This is a genomic window from Nocardioides salsibiostraticola, assembly GCF_054783655.1.
In genome coordinates this window covers 65,705-84,076 of record NZ_BAAGQD010000014.1, presented here as the reverse complement: position 1 = coordinate 84,076, position 18,372 = coordinate 65,705, and the positions used below count along the sequence as shown (strand labels likewise).

The following is an 18,372-nucleotide window of genomic DNA, read 5'->3' as shown; positions in this document are numbered from 1 at the left end:
CCCATGATCGACCCGGTCCTCGATCTCGATCCCGACGACACCCCCGCCTCGGACTTCCTCGGCTTCGAGTTGATGTTGGCCGATGAGGACCGCGAACTGCTCAGCCGGGTCCGGGGCTTCATGAACCAGGTCGTCGAGCCCGTGATCAACGACCACTGGACCCGGGCCACGTTCCCGCACGATCTCCTGCCCGGTATCGCCGAACTCGGCATCGCCGGACTCGCCTACGACGGCCCCGGCTGTCCGGCCCGTGGCGCGCTGGTCGACGGCATGGTCGCGATGGAGTTGAGCCGCATCGATCCCTCGATCGGCACCTTCATGGGGGTGCACGGCGGTCTGGCGATGGGGTCCATCACGCTGTGCGGGTCCGATGAACAGCAGGAACGGTGGCTACCCGCCATGGCGAAGATGGAGAAGATCGGCGCCTTCGGACTCACCGAGCCCGACGTCGGGTCGGCCATCTCCGCCGGCCTGGAGACCACCGCCCGCCGCGACGGCGACGGGTGGGTCCTCAACGGCCGGAAGAAGTGGATCGGCAACGCCTCCTTCGCCGACCTCGTCATCATCTGGGCCCGCGACGAGGACGACGGCCAGGTGAAGGGCTTCGTGGTCGAGCAACCCAGTCAGGGAATGGTCTGCGAGGTCCAGCAGGACAAGATCGCCCTGCGGGTTGTCCAGAACGCCGAGATCACCCTGACCGATGTCTTCGTCCCCGAGACCCACCGCCTCCAACGCGCGGAGAGCTTCGCCAACACCGCGAACGTGCTGCGCGTGACCCGGATGGGTGTCGCCTGGCAGGCCGCCGGTTGTGGGCGCGGCGCCTTCGAGCACGCTCTGCGCTACACCAAGTCGCGCGAGCAGTTCGGCAAGCCGATCGCGGGATTCCAGCTCGTCCAGGACCTCCTGGTCAAGATGCTCTCCAACGTGACGGCCTCGACGGCCATGAACGCTCGCGCCTCGCAACTCCAGGACGCCGGCAGCCTGCGCGACGAGCACGCCTCCTTGTGCAAGGTCCACGCCACGGTGAAGATGCGCGAGACCGTCGGCTGGGCCCGCGAGGTGCTCGGCGGCAACGGCATCCTGCTCGAGCACCACGTCGGACGCTTCGTCGCCGACGCCGAGGCGATCTACTCCTACGAGGGCACCCGCGAGATCAACACGCTCATCGTGGGACGCGCCATCACCGGCGAGAGTGCCTTCGTGTGAGGTACGACGTTCACCGGGTGCGCGACGCCTTCCCTGCGCTTCGCGACGGACCCGCCCGCTTCGACAACCCCGGCGGGTCACAGGTCCCGAGAGTCGTCGCCGACGCCGTGGCCACGGCCATGACGGCGGGGATGTGTCAGCGCGGCTCGACGACCGCGAGCCAACGATTGACCGAGGCCACCACCCTCGAGGCACGTGCCGCGATGGGCGACCTGCTCGGCGCCGACCCTCGCGGCATCGTCTTCGGCCGGTCGATGACTCAGCTGACGATGGATTTCGCCCGCACCCTGGCCCACGGCTGGGGTCCCGGGGATGAGGTCGTCGTCTCCCGGCTGGACCACGACGCCAACATCCGACCCTGGGTGATCGCCGCCGAAGGAGCTGGGGCCACCGTCCGCTGGCTGGAGTTCGACCCCGTCACCGCGGAACCCGCGTCGATCGATTCCGTGGTGACCGAGCGAACCCGCCTAGTCGCGCTCACTGCCGCGTCGAACCTGTTCGGCACCCGCCCGGACCTCGACCCCGTCACCCAGGCCGCCCACCGCGTCGGCGCGCTGGTTTATCTCGACGCGGTCCATCTCGCTCCGCACGCGTCGATCGACCTCGCCGTCTCGGGCGTCGACTTCCTCGTCTGCTCTCCCTACAAGTTCTTCGGACCCCACCTCGGTGTCCTCGCCGCACACCCCGACCTCCTGGAGACCCTGCGCCCCGACAAGTTGCTGCCCTCCAGCGACGCGGTCCCCGAACGCTTCGAACTCGGCACGCTCCCCTACGAGTTGCTCGCCGGCGTCACCGCCTGCGTCGACTTCATCGCCGGGCTCGACGGCGGGGTCACCGGCGACCGGCGAGCGGCGATCCTGGCGTCGATGGCGACCGTCGAGTCCTACGAGAGTCACCTCTGTGACCGATTCACCAGTCGGTTGGGCGAGCTCGAAGGCTTCGACATCGCCGGCTCGCCCGCGCGGCGTACGCCGACCTTCCCCGTGGTCTCGCACCACCACTCCGCCGCTCACCTGTCCGAACGCCTGGCCGACTGCGGCATCCTCGCTCCGTCCGGCCACTTCTACGCCTACGAAGCCGCCCGTCACGCCGGTCTCGACCAGGGCGCACTGCGCATCGGGTTCGCTGCCTACACCACCGTCGAGGACGTGGACCGGCTGGTCGACGCCCTCGCGACGATCGACGCGATCGACGGGCACTAACCTGACCCGATGCGGATCGCCACCTGGAACGTCAACTCCCTACGATCCCGTATCGACCGGGTGGAGGCGTTCCTCGACCGACACGATGTCGATGTGTTGGCCGTCCAGGAGACCAAGGCTCGCGAGGACCAACTGCCGCTGATGGGACTCCAATCCCGGGGCTACGATGTCGCCGCCGCGGGGTATCACCAGTGGAACGGCGTGGCGATCATCAGCCGGGTCGGCATCGAGGACGTGCAGGTCGGGTTTCCCGCGATGCCCGAGTTCGGTGACCCGCCGGCCGCCGAGGCGCGGGCGATCGGCGCGACCTGCGGCGGTGTCCGGATCTGGTCGCTCTACGTCCCGAACGGCCGCAAGATCGACGACCCGCACTACACCTACAAACTCGAGTGGCTGGATCGTCTGCATGCGGCGGCGACGACCTGGACCGACCAACCGACGGCTCTGGTAGGCGACTTCAACATCGCCCCCCGGGACGAGGACGTGTTCGACCCGGCCGCGTTCGCGAAGAGCACCCACGTCACCCTGCGCGAGCGCGCGGCATTCCAAGCCTTCCTCGACGCGGGGTACGCCGACGTGGTCCGACCACATACCCCGGGCCCGGAGGTCTACACCTACTGGGACTACTTCCGCCAGCGCTTCGAACGCAACCGTGGTCTGCGCATCGACTTCGTCCTCGGCTCCCCGTCGCTGGCCGCCCGGGTGACCGGCGCCTTCATCGACGTCGACGAGCGGGCCGGCAAGGGTGCCTCGGACCACGCTCCGGTCGTCGTAGAACTGGACTAGTTGCTTCTCGACCTCCAGCCGCGGCTGCGCGCGCAGGTCCACGTTCACCACCAAGACCCTCCCCACGCTCGACCCGACGTGGTTGAGTTGTGCTCGTGCACCGCCCCCCTCCCCCCGCTTCACGCGCCTGGTGACCAGGAACCCGCGCGTCCTGATCGACGTGCTCTCCGAAGCCGCCATCGCGATGCCGTGGCCGGAGGCTGAGATCGAGCAGCGGCTACGGGACTGGGCACTCCAGGCCGTGCCCTCGGACATCGCGATCGATATCGTCCCGGCCCCACCACCCGACCTGTGTGTGCCCTTCGGGGACAAGCGGTACCTGGTGGCCCGCCGGGCCTTCGGCGGCACCCCGTTCACCGATCAGGACCTACGACTTCTCAACGCCCTGACCACCATGGCCGCCACCTCGCGTCATCATGCGCAGCGCGAGGCCCGGCTACGGCGACAGGCCCTGACCGATGACCTCACCGGGCTGTGGAACCACGGCTTCTTCCGCGAACTGTTCGAGTCCGCGAACCGCGACCGCGACCCACACGAGCGCATCGGCGTCCTGTTCCTCGACGTGGACCGGTTCAAGCAACTCAACGAGCACCTCGGCCACCTCGACGCCGACGATGTGCTGCGTGAGATCGCCCGCCGCCTCAGTGGCGCCCTCTCCGATGACTGCATCGTGGCCCGCGTGGGCGGCGACGAGTTCGCCGTGGTCGTGCGCCACGTGCGCGACAGCGATCATCTCGACCAGGTCGTGGGCAACATCCACACCGCCGTCCGAGCCCCGATGCCGGTGCGTAAACGACTGCTCACCATCGAGGTCAGCATCGGTTCGGCGTACTCCGCAAACGCCCTGGACGACCCGGACGTCCTGTTGCGCGCCGCCGAACGCGCGATGCGACTCAACAAGCGTGCCCGCCCCGGGACCACTGCGCTGCGGTGGTACGACGAGCGCACCATGCTGCGCGAGATGCTCGACCAGCAGCTCGTCGAGGTCGCCTACCAACCCATCGTGGGGGCCACCGACCGAACCATCCGGGGTGTGGAGGCCCTGGTCCGGGGGCGACACCTGGAGTTCGGTCCCGTCTCCCCGTTGATGCTCGTCGGTTCCGCCTCGCGGCTGCGTCTCCTCGACGAATTGACCGAGATCGTCGTTCAGGAGTCCATCGAGACCGCGGCCATGCTGTCCGACCAGGCGGCGCGCGAGGTCACCCTGAGCGTCAACATCGAGTTCGAGCAACTGCGTCAGGACAGCCGGTTGCTCAAGTCATTGCCGGACCGGCTGCAGAACACCGGTGTCCACCTGGTCTTGGAGGTCTCCGAACGACAGGTCGGACGCTTCTCCTCGGCGCACGAGTTGGTGGCCGGTGAGCTGCACGAGGCAGGCATCGAGTTGGCCATGGATGACTTCGGGGCCGGCTTCTCGACGTTCGCCCTGCTGAACAGTTGGGCGTGGTACTGGGTCAAGATCGATCAGAGCCTCGTTTCGGGGTCGTCCCGCGCTCCGGGCCGCGACAAACAGCAGGAGAAGTTGCTCGGGCACGTCACCCGCATGCTCGGTGACCTCGATCTGACCTCGGTGGCGGAGGGGGTGGAGACCCAGGAACAACTCGACCTGGTCCGGTCCCTGGGGGTCGATCTCACCCAGGGTTTCTATCTCGCCCCACCGACGAGTTCGGAGGACCTGCTCGCCCAAGTCGCCGAGCACGGCCTCGTGTTACCCCCCTCCCGCTGATCCCGCGGGCCGATCGGTTCGCCCGTTCTCGGCATGGTCGTCGGCACTGTCGGTGGCGGTCGTCACCATGGGGTCATGGACCAACTCTCCGCCCTGCTCCTCGCGTTCTGCATCCTCATCGCCTTCGGCGTCGGTGTCCTCCTCGGCCACGCCCGAGGGGTGATCCAGGGCCGACTCCAGGGTCGACTGGAGGTGCACGAGCAGGCGCGCGTGGGTGGTGCCGAGGTGCACGACGCCGAGCGAGCCGAGATCGAGGCCAGGTCGGCCGATCATGCGGTGGTCCGTGAAGGCCTGGAGCGGCTGCAGGATCAGATGCGCGATCTGGAGCACACCCGGGTGACGTGGCAGAGCCAACTCCATGAGCAGGTCGAACACATGCGGCACTCCACCGAGTCCCTCCGCCGGGAGACCTCGATCCTGTCCGGCGCTCTGCGGCGACCCACCGTCCGCGGCCAGTGGGGGGAGTTGCACCTGCGGCGATCGGTCGAGGTCGCCGGGCTGGTGGAGCGCTGTGACTTCGCCGAGCAGGTGCCCCTGCACGACGGCGCCCAACGCCCCGACGTGGTGGTGCACCTCGCCGGCGACCGCCAGGTCGTGGTCGACGCCAAGGTGCCTCTCGACGCGTTCCTCGACGCCACCGCCATCGAGGGGGACAGCGACAGCGAGCGCGCCCAACGCCAGGCTCACCTGCAACGTCACGCCCGTCAGGTCCGAGCCCACGTCGACCACCTCGGGACCAAGGCCTACTGGCGTTCCCTACCGGCGACTCCGGAGTTCGTGGTCCTCTTCGTCCCCGCGGATTCCTTCCTCTCGGTGGCTCTCGAGAACGACCACACCCTGCTCGAGTACGCCGCCGCCCGCCAGGTCGTGTTGGCCTCACCGACCACGCTCATCGCGCTGTTGCGCACCGTCGCCCAGGGCTGGAGCCAGCAGGCGCTCACCGCTCAGGCCCAGGAGATCCAGCGCCTCGGGCGCGACCTGCACCACCGCCTCGGCACCCTCGACGGCCACCTCGACAAGGCGGGGCGTTCCCTGAACAGCGCCGTGGAGCACTACAACCGGGCGATGGGTTCACTCGACTCCCGGGTGCTGGTCGCCGCTCGCAGGTTCGCCGACCTCGGCATCACCGCCGATGAGTTGCCCGCGCCCCGGCCGGTGGAGTTGCGCGCCGTAGGGCGTGGCGTCGATGAGGAGCCGATCGGGGATCATACGGTGGCACGGTGAGCCATACCCGGACCATCTGGGAAGAGGGACGTGAGACCGGATTCGAGGTCGTCGCGCTGGGTGCCGCCTTGGCGCTCACCGCCACAGCCTTGGACCTGATGACCGCGAACCGTATCGGTGTCCTGTTCGACATCTGTTTCGTCCTGCTCTGCGTCGTGCTGGCCCTGGCCGTGCGGCCCCGCGACTTCTTCACCGTGGGCGTGCTGCCGCCGCTGCTGATGTTGTCGCTGTTCATCCTGGTGGCCATCGCCGAGCCCGCAGCCCTGGCCGCGCCCGGTGTCGGATCGGTGCAGGCCGTCTTTTCAGGCCTTTCCCATCACAGCGTCGCGTTGATGGTCGGCTACCTGCTCTGCCTGACCGTGCTGTTCATCCGCCAGAAGGCCGAGCACACCCGCATCGTCTGACCCTGGCTCCAGCCCGCCAGTGGCTATTCGAACCGGTCCACGGGCCCGGCGCCGTGGCGCAGCACCTCGGGCGCGCCCTCGGACCAGTCGATCACCGTGGTCGGGGTGGCCGGGGTGTCCCCCGCCTCGACCACGATCTCGACCAGGTGATCCAGCTCCTCCTTGATCTCCCAGCCCATCGTCCGGGGTTCCTCCTCACCAGGCAGGATCAACGACGACGACAACAGCGGCTCACCCAACTCGGCCAACATCGCCTGCACGAAGACGTGATCGGGGATGCGGACCCCCACCGTGCGCTTCTTGGGGTGGAGCAGCCGCTTGGGCACCTCGGGGGTCCCGGGGAGGATGAACGTGTAGGGGCCCGGGGTGGCGGCCCGGATCGCTCGGAACGCGGTGTTCTCGACGTGCACCAACTGACCGAGTTGGGAGAAGTCCCGACACATCAACGTGAAGTGGTGGCGATCGTCGAGACCTCGGATGCGCAGGATCCGGTCGCGGCCGTCGCGGTTGCCGAGCCGACACCCCAGGGCGTAACCGGAGTCGGTGGGGTAGGCGATCAACGCGTCGTCGGCGAGCGCCTCCACCACCTGCGCCAGAAGCCGGGGCTGTGGATTGTCCGGGTGGATATCGATGAACCTGGCCATCTTGCTCCTTCGACGAGAACGACCGGCGGCCCTCACCTCCGCCCCCACGGGACGGCCCTCGCCGCGATATCTCGTATCTTGGCACCACCGGGCAACAGCCTCGACGAAGCGGTCCCGCATTCAGGCCCTGTGCGCCGGTGTCATGCCCTCTTCATGGCTGCCGCACAGCCGTTGGCAGGGCGAGCGCGGTATCAATGAACAGTGACCCCACCGGACGGGGCCCGATGGAGACCGACGGACAGAGGACTGCGAAAGCGATGCCCACCACTGACACCCCGCTGGGGAGAACCACCGCGCCAGCACCCGAGCGCCCGTTGGTGGCCTACGTCCTGCCGGTGTTCGATGAGCAGGAGAACGTCGCGCCCTTCCAGCAGGCTCTGGTCGCCGCGACCCAGGCCCGTCCTGACCTGGAGTTCGAATTCATCTACGTCGACGACGGCAGCCGGGACGCCTCCCTGGAGAGGCTGCTGGAACTGCGGGCGGCAGACAACCGGGTCAGCGTGCTGAGTTTCTCCCGGAACTTCGGTCATCAAATCGCTGTGACGGCCGGCATGGACGCGGCGAAGAATGCTGATGCGGTGATCGTGATGGACACCGACCTGCAGGACCCGCCCGAGGTCGGCACAGCGATGCTGTCGATGTGGGAGGACGGCGTCGATGTCGTATACGCCCAACGCCGTAGTCGTAAGGACACGCGCTTCAAGCGCCTGACGGCCTACGGCTTCTACTGGGTCCTGGACCGGGTGGCCTCGGTCGAGATTCCGCGCAACGTCGGCGACTTCCGGTTGATGGACCGCCGAGTCGTGGCTGAGGTCTCCCGGTACCGAGAGCACGACCGCTTCCTCCGCGGGATCGTGGCCAACGTCGGGTTCCGGCAGGAGGCCCTGCTCTTCGATCGAGATCCGCGACACGCGGGAACCACCAACTACCCGCTGCGCAAGATGCTCACATTCGCTGCGAGCGGCATCCTCGGGTTCTCCACCGCACCCCTGCGCTGGATCTCCCGGTTGGGATTCCTGATCTCCTTCCTGAGCGTCCTGATGGCCGCCTACGTCATCTACATCCGGGTGTTCGTACCCAGCCAGGCGGTGCCCGGGTGGGCCTTTCTCGGTGTCGGCATGTTCCTGCTGGCCGGGATCCAGTTGGTGATGATGGGAGTCATCGGTAGCTACCTGGGGCGGGTGTACGTCGAGTCGCAGGATCGCCCGCTCTACTCCTTGGCCCTCAGCGCCCGGGGACAGCATGAAGGGGTCAGTTCGATCACCGGTCGACTCGCGCGGGATCGCGAACAGCCCGGGCCTCTACCCGAACGCCGGGGCGGCGCGTCCTGACCACCTCCGCCACCACTCCTACGACGGCCGGTACGCCGCGGCGTACCGTCGGCCGGTTCGCGTTGGTCGGCGTTGCGAACACGCTCATCGACATCGGACTCTTCATGCTGCTGGTCGCCCCTCTGGGCATCGTGGCGGCCAACTTCGTGTCGACCAGCGCCGGCATGACCTTCAGCTTCGTGGTCAACGGCTTGTTCACCTTCGGGGCGGGATCGCTCACCGTGCGCCACGCCCTGCTGTTCGTGTCCACCACCGGGGTCACCATGTGGCTGATCCAACCGGTGGTCATCCACGGGCTACTCGCCGTCGCCCAAGGGCCCCTGAACCGGGACGGAGACCTGGTCCTCCTGATGATCAAGGTGCTGTCCATCGCGATCAGTGTGGTGCTGAACTTCTTGGCCTACCGGTTCGTGGTCTGGCCCGCCCGGGAGGACGCCCTTCGGGGTTGATCGGGTCAGTTGCGCCCGGCCGCCTTCAGGTCGCGACGCAGTTCCTTGGGCAGGGAGAAGATCAGCGACTCCTCAGCGGAGTGCACCGCTTGGGCGTCGGGGTAGCCACGCTCGGCCAGGAACTCCAGGACGCCGTCGACCAGCGCCTCCGGGACGCTGGCACCGGAGGTGACACTGACGTTGACGACCCCCTCCAGCCACGCCTCGTCGATCTCGCTGGCGTCGTCGACCCGGTAGGACGTCTTGGCACCAGCCTCGAGAGCGACCTCGACGAGGCGAACCGAGTTGGAGGAGTTGCCGGAGCCCACCACGATCAGCAGGTCCGCGTTCTTGGCGATCTCCTTGACCGCCAACTGGCGGTTCTGGGTGGCGTAGCAGATGTCGTCGCTGGGCGGGTCGAGCAGCAGAGGGAAACGTTCACGGATGGCCGCGACCGTCTCGAGGGTCTCGTCGACCGACAAGGTGGTCTGGGAGAGCCACGCGACGCGGGCCGGATCGCGCACGACGATGCCGGCGACATCGGCAGGACTCTGCACGAGCTGGATGTGCTCCGGCGCTTCACCGGCGGTCCCCTCGACCTCTTCGTGGCCCTCGTGACCGATGAGCAGGATGTCGTAGTCGTCCTGCGCGAACCGCTTGGCCTCGTGGTGGACCTTGGTCACCAGGGGGCAGGTCGCGTCGATCGTCTTGAGGTCGCGCTCCCCCGCCTGACGGTGCACCTCGGGAGACACCCCGTGGGCGGAGAATACGACGGTCGCCCCGGCCGGGACCTCCTCGAGTTCCTCGACAAAGATCGCGCCGCGGGACTCCAGGTCGGCCACGACGTGCTTGTTGTGCACGATCTGCTTGCGGACGTAGACCGGCGAACCGTAGAGGTCCAGCGCCTTCTCCACGGTGACCACGGCCCGGTCGACACCGGCGCAGTAGCCACGGGGTGCCGCCAACAGGACGGCGCGCTCGGCCTCGTCCGGGGACAGGATGGCCGGGGTGCCCAGATCGGTACTCATACCCGGGAGTCTACGGACCGGCACGGCCCGACCCCAGCCAGCACAGGTCGATGGTGGAAGTCCGGGGGTGGACGGGGATCGAACGTGGATAGAGTCTGCGCCATGGCACTCGAGACCTCGGCTGCGTCGCCGGCTCCCGTGCGGCAGATCGCCACGGCCATCACGGGCTGGGTCGACCGACTCGGCGCGGTATGGGTGGAGGGCCAACTCGCACAGATCAACCGCCGCCCCGGGATCCAGACCGTCTTCATGACGCTGCGTGACTCGGTCGCGGATCTCTCGATCCCGGTCACGTGTTCGCGGACTCTGGTCGATTCGATGAACCCTCCACTGGTCGAGGGCGCCAGCGTCATCCTGCACGCCAAACCGTCCTACTACGCCAACCGCGGAACCCTGTCCCTGCAGGTGCGCGAGATCCGGATGGTCGGACTCGGCGAGCTCCTGGCCCAGTTGGAGAAGCGTCGGCAACTCCTCGCCGCCGAGGGCCTGTTCGCCCGCGAACTGAAGCGTCCGGTGCCGTTCCTGCCCCGCAAGATCGGTCTGGTGACCGCACCGAACTCGGCCGCGGAGCGCGACGTGCTCGACAACGCCCGCAGGCGTTGGCCCGCGGTGGGGTTCGAGGTCCGGCACGCGACCATGCAGGGGCCGCGGTGCGCCGGAGAGGTGATCACCGCGGTGGGTGAACTCGACCGCTCCGAGGCGGTGGACGTGATCATCATCGCCCGCGGCGGTGGCGCGGTGGAGGATCTGCTGCCCTTCTCCGACGAGGGCCTGATCCGCGCGGTGGCCGCGGCCCGCACCCCCATCGTCTCCGCGATCGGTCACGAACAGGACGGGCCACTGCTCGACCTGGTGGCCGACGTGCGCGCCTCCACGCCCACGGACGCCGCGAAGATCGTGGTCCCCGACGTCGCCACCGAGACGGCCGGGGTGTCCGAGGCTCGAGTCCGCATCCGTAGGTCACTGGCCGGCCTGGTCGAGCGCGAGCAACGGCACCTCGACGCCGTGCGATCGCGGCCATCCCTGGCCGATCCCCGCACCCTGCTCGATGCCCGCAGCAACGAGTTGGACGCACTGCGCGAGCGAGCGCGCCGGACCATCGGACACCGCCTCGACCGGGAACGCGACGACATTGCCCACCATCGGGCCCGAGCGCGGTCACTGTCTCCGCTGGCCACCCTCCAGCGGGGGTACGCGGTGGTGCAGTCCGAGGACGGGCACGTCATCGGATCCCATCGGGACGCACCCCCGGGCTCGCCACTGCGGGTCCGGGTCGCCGATGGCCGCATCTTGGCCACCGTCACGAGCACCGACGAACTGCAGTCAGCCCCATCCATCCCCGAGGTCGACGATTCGGAGCAACCATGACCGAGGAACAACCGCACCGACCCGCCTCCTATGAGGAAGCCCGCGAGGAGTTGCTCGAGGTCGTCCGCACCCTGGAAGCGGGTGGCACGAGCCTGGAGGAGTCCTTGGCTCTGTGGGAGCGCGGTGAGGTTCTCGCCACCGCCTGCCAGAGCTGGCTCGACGGCGCCCGTGAGCGCCTCGACACCGTGATCGAGGAGTCCGAGACTCGATCGTGAGGCTAGCGCGGGATGGGCGCGGTGGTGAGCGACTCGACCACTGTCTCCATCGCAGCGGCATCCGCCGAGCCGTAGACCACCACGGTCTCCTCGCCGAGATCGGCGACGTAGGCCAGGTCGCCACCTTCGTCGGAGTAGATCTCCCACTCGGGGGCGATGGAGGCGGAGGCTGAATAGGTCCGCTCCTCATCGACGGGGTCCTCGTCGATGAGAACTTCGAGCAGGTCCTGGGTCGACCCCACCTCCTGTTGGATCCCTACGAACCGCTCCTCGGAGGTCAACAGCGAGAAGCCGTACGTCGTACGCCGGTCCCGGTCGATGGTGAACTTGGTGGTGCGCCAACCGGGCGGAAGGGCCGCGGGGTAGACGACCGTGTCGCCGCTCAACTGTGCCTCACCCACGGACGCGGTGAAGTCGATGTTCTCCTGGACGAATTCCGGCGCGTCCCCGTAGATCAGCGAGCGCAGCCCCACGAACAGCACCACCACGACGACCGTGACGATCATCGAGGCGATCAGGCCATTGGTGGTGCGGTCGTATCGGCCCGGCTTCTCAGGGGCAGCGCCATCGGGTTGCTCGTGTGCGGTGCTCACCTGCTCATCCTCTCAGGCGACTGTTCATCCGTTACCGGTTCGTCCACCCCGGTCGGTCACACCCGAAGCGTCGGCGCCGCCGACTACCATCACGCCATGACCGACTCGTCCGGATCCCCGTTGACCCCTGACCGCAACCTCGCCCTGGAACTGGTGCGGGTGACCGAGGCCGCGGCGATGGCCGCCGGAAGGTGGGTCGGCCGCGGCGACAAGAACGGCGCCGACGAGGTCGCGGTCAACGCCATGCGGGTGATGATCTCGAGCATCGGGATGCGCGGGACCGTGGTGATCGGCGAGGGCGAGAAGGACAACGCGCCGATGCTCTACAACGGCGAGGAGGTCGGCGACGGCACGGGACCGGAGTGCGACGTGGCGGTCGACCCCATCGACGGCACCACCCTGACCGCCAAGGGCATGACCAACGCGGTCTCCGTCCTGGCCGTGGCCCCGCGCGGCACCATGTACGACCCGTCCGCGGTCTTCTACATGGACAAGTTGGTGACCGGCCCCGAGGCCGCGGACGTCGTGGACATCCGACTCCCCGTTGCGGAGAACATCCGTCTGGTCGCCAAGGCCAAGGGCCTCCGGGCCGAGGACGTCACCGTGGTGCTTCTCGATCGGCCCCGTCACGAGGCGATGGTCGAGGAGATCCGGGCCACCGGCGCGATGATCAAGTTCATCTCCGACGGCGACGTCGCCGGCGCGATCATGGCGGCCCGGCCCGAGACCGGCATCGACCTGCTCCTCGGGATCGGCGGCACCCCCGAGGGCATCATCACCGCCTGCGCCATGAAGTGCCTGGGCGGGACGATCCAGGGGCAACTGAGGCCTCAGGACGACGCGGAGCGCCAACGAGCACTGGACGCCGGGCTCGTGTTGGATCCCGACCATGTGCTGACCACCGATGAGCTGGTCACCGGTGACGACTGCTTCTTCGTGGCCACCGGCATCACCGACGGCGAGTTGATGCGCGGCGTGCGCTATCGCGCCGGTGGGGCAACGACCCACTCGCTGGTGATGCGGTCCCGAAGCGGCACGATCCGGTCGATCACCGCCGAGCACCGCTTGGAGAAGCTAGGCGCTTTTTCCTCGATCGATTTCGATCACTGACCCCACGGTGGTGGCGCAGTGCCGCCGCAACGTGGTGTCGACGAGGTCGATGACACGGGGGTCCAGGGCCATGCCCACGTGGGAGGCGGTCACCTCCACCGGGGTGGCCACCGGGTCGATACAGGCGCGCCAGTCCACGACGCCGTCGCGCTTGGAGTAGATCGACGTGACGTCGATGTCGATGTCAAGGGGCGAGTTGGACTCATCGAAACTCTGGCGGGCGCACGCACCGGAGACGCAGTCCTCGGCCATCAGCCCCGGGACTCCTGCGGCGCTGAGTCGCACCAACATGTCCACACCCCTGCTCAACCCGATGTGGTGGGCACCCGGAGCCAGGATGGGACTCCCCATGGTCACGATCCCGGAGACCAGGTCCGGTCGACGGGCCGCCACTCCTCTGGCCAGCATCCCGCCGAGGCTGTGACCCACTATCTGGACCCGACTCTCGCGGCGTTGGACGATCGCCTCCAGACGCGTCTCGAGTTGCTCCGCTGCGTTGAGGGTGCAGCCGATGTTGGCGTGGATGTGCGAGCGGTAGGTCCGGAAACCCCGCTGGCGCAAAGCCCTGGACATCAAGGACAGCGTGCCGTCGCCGGCCAGGAACCCCGGTACCAGCAGGACCGGTTCCATCTGCCGCGGGACGGGACGCTGGGCGTAGCCGGTGGACCTACGGCGACGCCGGTCTCCCGCACTGTGCAGGGCCAACCGCCCGGCCTCGGTGATCACGCTTCCTTCGCGCAGGACGGCCCCAACGCGGGGCCGGGTGTAACCCTCAGGGAGGAGGAACGAGGCGAGTGGGGAGACGCTCATGTGAGCGACGTTACGCCGCATGAATTAGTTGTGAAGCGAGAATGACCCAAAAAGCCCGTGAAACTTCAAGGAATGTAAGACTGCTCCTCATGACGTCCCGACCGACCCGCCGATCCGCCCCGAGTTCCCCCACCGGTTCCGGGACCGGCGTTCCCGCCGTCGTGGCGGTCTCCGAGGAACTCTTCGCACCGGTCGGTCCCGAGGTCGAGTTGTGTTACCAGACCTTCGGCGACCCCGACGACGAACCCCTCGTCCTCATCATGGGACTCGGGGGCCCGATGACGTGGTGGGACCCGCAGATGTGTCGGATGCTGGCCGAGCGCGGGTTCTACGTGATCCGGTTCGACAACCGCGACACCGGCCGATCGAGCCGTGGCCACGGTCGGGTCCGCCGCACCACGCTGGCCCGGGCCTTCGCCGGACGTCGGGTGCGGGCGCCGTACTCCTTGGTCGACCTCGTCACCGACACCACCGGCCTGTTGGATCACCTCGGGCTCGCCTCGGCGCACGTCGTCGGCGTTTCAATGGGCGGCATGATCGCCCAGACGATGGCCATCACCCAGCCCGGCCGGGTCCGGTCACTGACCAGCATCATGTCTACGACGGGCAAGCGATCGGTCGGTTGGCAACACCCGACATTGCTTCCCACGCTCCTGGCCTCTCGCGGCGGCCGCGAGGCTTACATCGAGTCCAGCGCCAAGGTGTGGAGGCTGATCGGATCACCCGGCTACCCCACTCCCGCGGAGGAGTCCCGCGCCCGCGCCGCCGAGACCTTCGACCGAGGCGTCAGCGCCAGCGGTGTCCTGCGCCAGATGCTGGCCATCCTGACCCAACCCAACCGCGGACCCCGACTCCACAGCGTTCACGTTCCTGCGCTGGTGGTCCATGGCCTGGCCGACAGGATGGTCCACGTCTCCGGCGGACGTGCCACCGCCGCCGCGATCCCGGGAGCCGAACTCCTGCTGATCGACCAGATGGGCCACGACCTTCCGCCAGTCCTGTTCGACACCTACGTCGACGCGATCCGGCGCACCGCGGACCGAGCGGCACCCCCGGCCTGAACATGTGACTTGGATCACACCATTGCTTCGCGTGGCCACCCCTTTCAGGGGTACTGGTCCATCATCTACTGTCGAGCGGTCTAGACACGTGATGTCGGTCACGACGAAGGGTTCACCCCATGCGTTCCACCCCTGTCCACCACCAACGCCGCGACTCCTTGGCCTGCGCCAGCCGTCGGCGACGATCACTCCTCGGAACGACAGCAGCCCTCGCCCTGAGCGCGGCCCTGCTCACCGCCTGCGGCGCTGACGACGGCAAACCGACTCTGAACTGGTACGTCAACCCCGATGGGGTGGACACGCTGACAAAGCTCGCCGAACAGTGCAGCACCGACGACTACGACATCGCGATCCAGTTGCTGCCCACTGGTGCGACCGATCAACGCACCCAGTTGGCCAGGCGGTTGGCCGCCGAGGACTCCTCCACCGATCTGATGAGTCTCGACCCGGTCTTCGTCGCGGAGTTCGCCAACGCGGGATGGCTGGAGAAGCTCCCCGCGGAGCAGGCCCAGACCGCTACCGGTGACGACGTACTGCGGGGAGCCGCCCTGACCGTGACCTGGGACGACGGGGTGTACGCCTTCCCCCAGTGGGCCAACACCCAGGTGCTCTGGTACCGCGCATCCCTCGCCGAGGCTGCGGGACTCGACATGTCCCAGCCCGTGACCTGGGACCAGGTCATCGAGGGTGCCGCTGAGAACGGCGGCACCGTCGGGGTTCAGGCGAACAAGTACGAGGCCTACGTCGTGTGGATCAACTCCCTGATCCAGGGCGCGGGGGGCAACATCATCAGCGACAACGAGGCGGGCAGGGACGCCACGATCGAGATCGACTCCCAGGCGGGCAAGGACGCCGCCGCGGTCATCGCGACGCTCGCCGACTCCGAGGCCGCTCAACCGGACCTGACGACCTCCAACGAGGGCACCAGTCTGGGTCAGATGTACTCCGGCGCCGGAGAGTTCATGACGAACTGGACCTTCGTCTACAAGAACTACGAGGGCCTCGTGGACTCCGGTGACCTGACCAAGAAGGAGTTCGAGGACCTGGCCTGGGCGCGCTACCCGCAGACGGTCGAGGGCGAGCAGTCCCGTCCCCCCATCGGTGGCATCGACATCGGGGTCGGCGCCTTCTCGCAGAACATCGACTTCGCTCTCGAAGCCGCCTCGTGCGTCACCACTCCCGAGGCGCAGGTGGCCCTAGCGGTCAACGAGGGCCTGATGCCCTCCACCACGAGCGCCTACGAGGACCCGGAGCTGACCGACGCGTTCCCGGCCGATCTCCTCACGCTCTACAGCGACTCGGTCGACACCGGCGCCCCCCGCCCCAAGAGCGCGTACTACGCAACCATCTCGGCGGCGATCCAGAGCATCTGGCACTCACCGCGGTCCGTGGATCCGGACACCACCCCGAAGGAGTCGGCGGACTTTCTGCGCGAGGTCCTCGACGGAAAGGCCTTGCTATGAGTACGACCCAGGCCCCGTCGCCGGCCGAACACCGCCAGCGCAAGGCCGAGCTCAGCGACCGGGCCCGCTCCGAGAACCGGCTCGGCCACCGGTTGGTGGCGCCGGCGATCGCCCTGATGCTGCTGGTCACCGCGTTCCCGATGATCCGGGCGCTCTACCTCTCACTGTTCAACTACTCACTGACCGCGCCGGAGGATCGGGAGTTCGTCGGACTCTCGAACTACCTCACCGCACTGACCGATCAACTGTTCTGGCGCGACACCGCCGTGACGGTGCTCTACATGCTCGTCACCGTCGCCTTCGAACTCGTCATCGGCTTCATCTTCGCCATGGTGATGCACCGGGTGATCTTTGCTCGGGGCGTCATCCGCACCTCCATCCTGATCCCCTACGGCATCATCACCGTGGTCTCCGGGTTCGCCTGGCAGTTCGCCTTCAGCTTCCAGAACGGCTTCATCAACGACTGGCTGCCCTTCATCGGCACGGACTTCAACTGGTTCGGAGAGACGACACCGGCGGTCATCGCGATCATGGTCTCCGAGATCTGGAAGACGACACCGTTCATGTCGCTCCTGCTGCTTGCGGGGTTGGCGCAGGTCTCGGAGGACATGGTGGAGGCCGCCAAGGTCGACGGGGCCTCCTGGTGGCAACGATTGTGGAAGGTGATCCTGCCCAACATGCGGGCCGCGATCATGGTCGCCATCCTGTTCCGCGCCCTGGACGCCTACCGGATCTTCGACAACATCTTCGTGATGACCGCCGGTGCGGTGAACACCGAGTCGATCTCGTTCCTGACCTACCGCCAGACGATCGAACAGTTCCAACTCGGCATCGGGTCGGCACTGTCGGTGTTGCTGTTCCTCTCGGTGCTCGTCATCGCCTACCTCATCGTCAAGTTGTTCAAGGTCGACCTCGCGTCGGCACGGCAGGAGGGTTGAGATGAAGCAGAAGGTCGGAACCGCCATCGGCTGCACCCTGATCCTCATCTGGTGCCTGCTGCCGGTGGCGTGGATCATCTCGCTGTCCTTCAAGTCCCAGGCCGCGATCACCAACGGCAGCCCCGGGTTCCTCCCGGCCGACGGTGACGGCGCCGGTTGGGCCAACTACACCGAGGTGTTGGCCGACGGCCAGTTCCGTCGGGCCATCATCAACTCCATCGGGATCAGCCTGATCGCCACGGTGCTCTCGGTGGTGCTGGCCACCCTGGCGGCGTACGCGATCGCCCGGTTGGAGTTCTCGGGCAAGAAGTTCGTGCTCACCACCGCCCTGGCCATCGCGATGTTCCCGGTGGTCTCGCTGGTGGGGCCGCTGTTCGACATGTGGCGAACCTTCGGTCTCTACGACACCTGGCCCGGGCTGATCATCCCCTACATGTCCTTCACCCTGCCGTTGGCGATCTGGACCCTCTCGGCCTTCTTCCGCGAGATCCCCTGGGAACTCGAGCAGGCCGCTCAGGTCGACGGCGCGACGCCCTGGCAGGCGTTCCGGCGGGTGATCGTCCCGCTGGCTGCGCCGGGGGTGTTCACCGCCGCGATCCTGACGTTTTTCTTCGCGTGGAACGACTTCGTCTTCGGCATCTCGCTGACCTCGACCGAGTCCGCTAGGCCGATCCCCGCTGCCCTGTCCTTCTTCGTCGGCGCCGACCCGTTCAACCGGCCGGCCTCTCTCCTCGCCGCGGCGGCCGTCGTGGCCACCGTGCCCATCGTGGTCATCGTCCTGATTTTCCAGCGCAAGATCGTGGCCGGCCTGACCGCCGGCGCAGTGAAAGGTTGA

General features: G+C 67.6%; 19 protein-coding genes. 15 read left to right on the top strand and 4 right to left on the bottom strand.

Annotated elements, in window-relative coordinates; genetic code table 11:
- Positions 1 to 3: 3 nt before the first annotated feature.
- From ACYVLV_RS07780 to ACYVLV_RS07755, 6 genes are all read left to right on the top strand, one after another.
- Positions 4 to 1,206 (top strand): acyl-CoA dehydrogenase family protein, encoded by a 1,203-nt coding sequence (locus tag ACYVLV_RS07780; RefSeq protein WP_460808980.1) that lies wholly within the window; start codon positions 4 to 6, stop codon positions 1,204 to 1,206.
- Positions 1,203 to 2,408 (top strand): cysteine desulfurase-like protein, encoded by a 1,206-nt coding sequence (locus ACYVLV_RS07775; RefSeq protein ID WP_460808979.1) that lies wholly within the window; start codon positions 1,203 to 1,205, stop codon positions 2,406 to 2,408. Before ACYVLV_RS07780 ends, ACYVLV_RS07775 begins: the two co-directional genes overlap by 4 nt.
- A 9-nt stretch (positions 2,409 to 2,417) precedes the next feature.
- Positions 2,418 to 3,194 carry an exodeoxyribonuclease III gene (locus ACYVLV_RS07770; RefSeq protein ID WP_460808978.1) on the top strand — a complete coding sequence of 259 codons (777 nt, stop codon included), beginning with the start codon at positions 2,418 to 2,420 and terminating at the stop codon, positions 3,192 to 3,194.
- 130 nt (positions 3,195 to 3,324) lie between these two features.
- Positions 3,325 to 4,920 carry an EAL domain-containing protein gene (locus ACYVLV_RS07765; RefSeq protein WP_460808977.1) on the top strand — a complete coding sequence of 532 codons (1,596 nt, stop codon included), beginning with the start codon at positions 3,325 to 3,327 and terminating at the stop codon, positions 4,918 to 4,920.
- A gap of 75 nt (positions 4,921 to 4,995) precedes the next feature.
- Complete coding sequence (locus ACYVLV_RS07760) at positions 4,996 to 6,144, top strand: DNA recombination protein RmuC (RefSeq protein WP_460808976.1); 1,149 nt, start codon at positions 4,996 to 4,998, stop codon at positions 6,142 to 6,144.
- Positions 6,141 to 6,548: a DUF6542 domain-containing protein gene (locus tag ACYVLV_RS07755; RefSeq protein WP_460808975.1), complete on the top strand. Its 408-nt coding sequence runs from the start codon at positions 6,141 to 6,143 to the stop codon at positions 6,546 to 6,548. Before ACYVLV_RS07760 ends, ACYVLV_RS07755 begins: the two co-directional genes overlap by 4 nt.
- A gap of 23 nt (positions 6,549 to 6,571) precedes the next feature.
- Here ACYVLV_RS07755 and ACYVLV_RS07750 read toward each other — a convergent pair whose 3' ends face one another.
- On the bottom strand, positions 6,572 to 7,192 hold the full coding sequence (locus ACYVLV_RS07750; RefSeq protein ID WP_460808974.1) for an L-threonylcarbamoyladenylate synthase: 621 nt from the start codon (positions 7,190 to 7,192) through the stop codon (positions 6,572 to 6,574).
- Between the two features lie 257 nt (positions 7,193 to 7,449).
- Here ACYVLV_RS07750 and ACYVLV_RS07745 point away from each other — a divergent pair, with 257 nt between their 5' ends.
- Together ACYVLV_RS07745 and ACYVLV_RS07740 are read left to right on the top strand one after the other, a co-directional pair.
- Entirely contained in the window at positions 7,450 to 8,523 is a 1,074-nt protein-coding gene (locus ACYVLV_RS07745; protein WP_460808973.1) for a glycosyltransferase family 2 protein, read from the top strand.
- A gap of 62 nt (positions 8,524 to 8,585) precedes the next feature.
- A complete protein-coding gene (locus ACYVLV_RS07740; protein WP_460808972.1) occupies positions 8,586 to 8,972 on the top strand; it encodes a GtrA family protein in 387 nt (128 codons plus the stop codon).
- Positions 8,973 to 8,977: 5 nt separating this feature from the next.
- Here ACYVLV_RS07740 and ACYVLV_RS07735 read toward each other — a convergent pair whose 3' ends face one another.
- The gene (locus ACYVLV_RS07735; protein ID WP_460808971.1) at positions 8,978 to 9,979 is read right to left on the bottom strand and encodes a 4-hydroxy-3-methylbut-2-enyl diphosphate reductase; all 1,002 of its coding nucleotides are present in this window, start codon (positions 9,977 to 9,979) and stop codon (positions 8,978 to 8,980) included.
- Positions 9,980 to 10,081: 102 nt separating this feature from the next.
- Between ACYVLV_RS07735 and xseA the strand changes: the two genes are divergently transcribed.
- Both xseA and ACYVLV_RS07725 read left to right on the top strand, forming a co-directional pair.
- Positions 10,082 to 11,347, top strand: coding sequence for an exodeoxyribonuclease VII large subunit (gene xseA, locus ACYVLV_RS07730; RefSeq protein ID WP_460808970.1), 1,266 nt, complete (start codon positions 10,082 to 10,084; stop codon positions 11,345 to 11,347).
- Positions 11,344 to 11,562, top strand: coding sequence for an exodeoxyribonuclease VII small subunit (locus ACYVLV_RS07725; RefSeq protein WP_460808969.1), 219 nt, complete (start codon positions 11,344 to 11,346; stop codon positions 11,560 to 11,562). Before xseA ends, ACYVLV_RS07725 begins: the two co-directional genes overlap by 4 nt.
- 2 nt (positions 11,563 to 11,564) lie before the next feature.
- On the opposite strand, the gene ACYVLV_RS07720 is transcribed toward ACYVLV_RS07725, so the two are convergent.
- Positions 11,565 to 12,155 carry a DUF4245 family protein gene (locus ACYVLV_RS07720; protein ID WP_460808968.1) on the bottom strand — a complete coding sequence of 197 codons (591 nt, stop codon included), beginning with the start codon at positions 12,153 to 12,155 and terminating at the stop codon, positions 11,565 to 11,567.
- A 96-nt stretch (positions 12,156 to 12,251) separates the two neighbouring features.
- Here ACYVLV_RS07720 and glpX point away from each other — a divergent pair, with 96 nt between their 5' ends.
- Positions 12,252 to 13,265, top strand: a complete 1,014-nt coding sequence (glpX, locus tag ACYVLV_RS07715) for a class II fructose-bisphosphatase (RefSeq protein ID WP_460808967.1) — start codon at positions 12,252 to 12,254, stop codon at positions 13,263 to 13,265.
- Here the strand turns inward: glpX and ACYVLV_RS07710 are convergent.
- On the bottom strand, positions 13,230 to 14,075 hold the full coding sequence (locus ACYVLV_RS07710) for an esterase/lipase family protein (RefSeq protein ID WP_460808966.1): 846 nt from the start codon (positions 14,073 to 14,075) through the stop codon (positions 13,230 to 13,232). The genes glpX and ACYVLV_RS07710 overlap by 36 nt on opposite strands.
- An 89-nt stretch (positions 14,076 to 14,164) precedes the next feature.
- Here ACYVLV_RS07710 and ACYVLV_RS07705 point away from each other — a divergent pair, with 89 nt between their 5' ends.
- The 4 genes from ACYVLV_RS07705 (at position 14,165) to ACYVLV_RS07690 (ending at position 18,372) form a co-directional block, all read left to right on the top strand.
- Positions 14,165 to 15,136 carry an alpha/beta fold hydrolase gene (locus ACYVLV_RS07705; RefSeq protein WP_460808965.1) on the top strand — a complete coding sequence of 324 codons (972 nt, stop codon included), beginning with the start codon at positions 14,165 to 14,167 and terminating at the stop codon, positions 15,134 to 15,136.
- Between the two features lie 119 nt (positions 15,137 to 15,255).
- Positions 15,256 to 16,599: an extracellular solute-binding protein gene (locus tag ACYVLV_RS07700; protein ID WP_460808964.1), complete on the top strand. Its 1,344-nt coding sequence runs from the start codon at positions 15,256 to 15,258 to the stop codon at positions 16,597 to 16,599.
- The gene (locus tag ACYVLV_RS07695) at positions 16,596 to 17,537 is read left to right on the top strand and encodes a carbohydrate ABC transporter permease (RefSeq protein WP_460808963.1); all 942 of its coding nucleotides are present in this window, start codon (positions 16,596 to 16,598) and stop codon (positions 17,535 to 17,537) included. Before ACYVLV_RS07700 ends, ACYVLV_RS07695 begins: the two co-directional genes overlap by 4 nt.
- 1 nt (position 17,538) lies before the next feature.
- Positions 17,539 to 18,372, top strand: coding sequence for a carbohydrate ABC transporter permease (locus ACYVLV_RS07690; protein ID WP_460808962.1), 834 nt, complete (start codon positions 17,539 to 17,541; stop codon positions 18,370 to 18,372).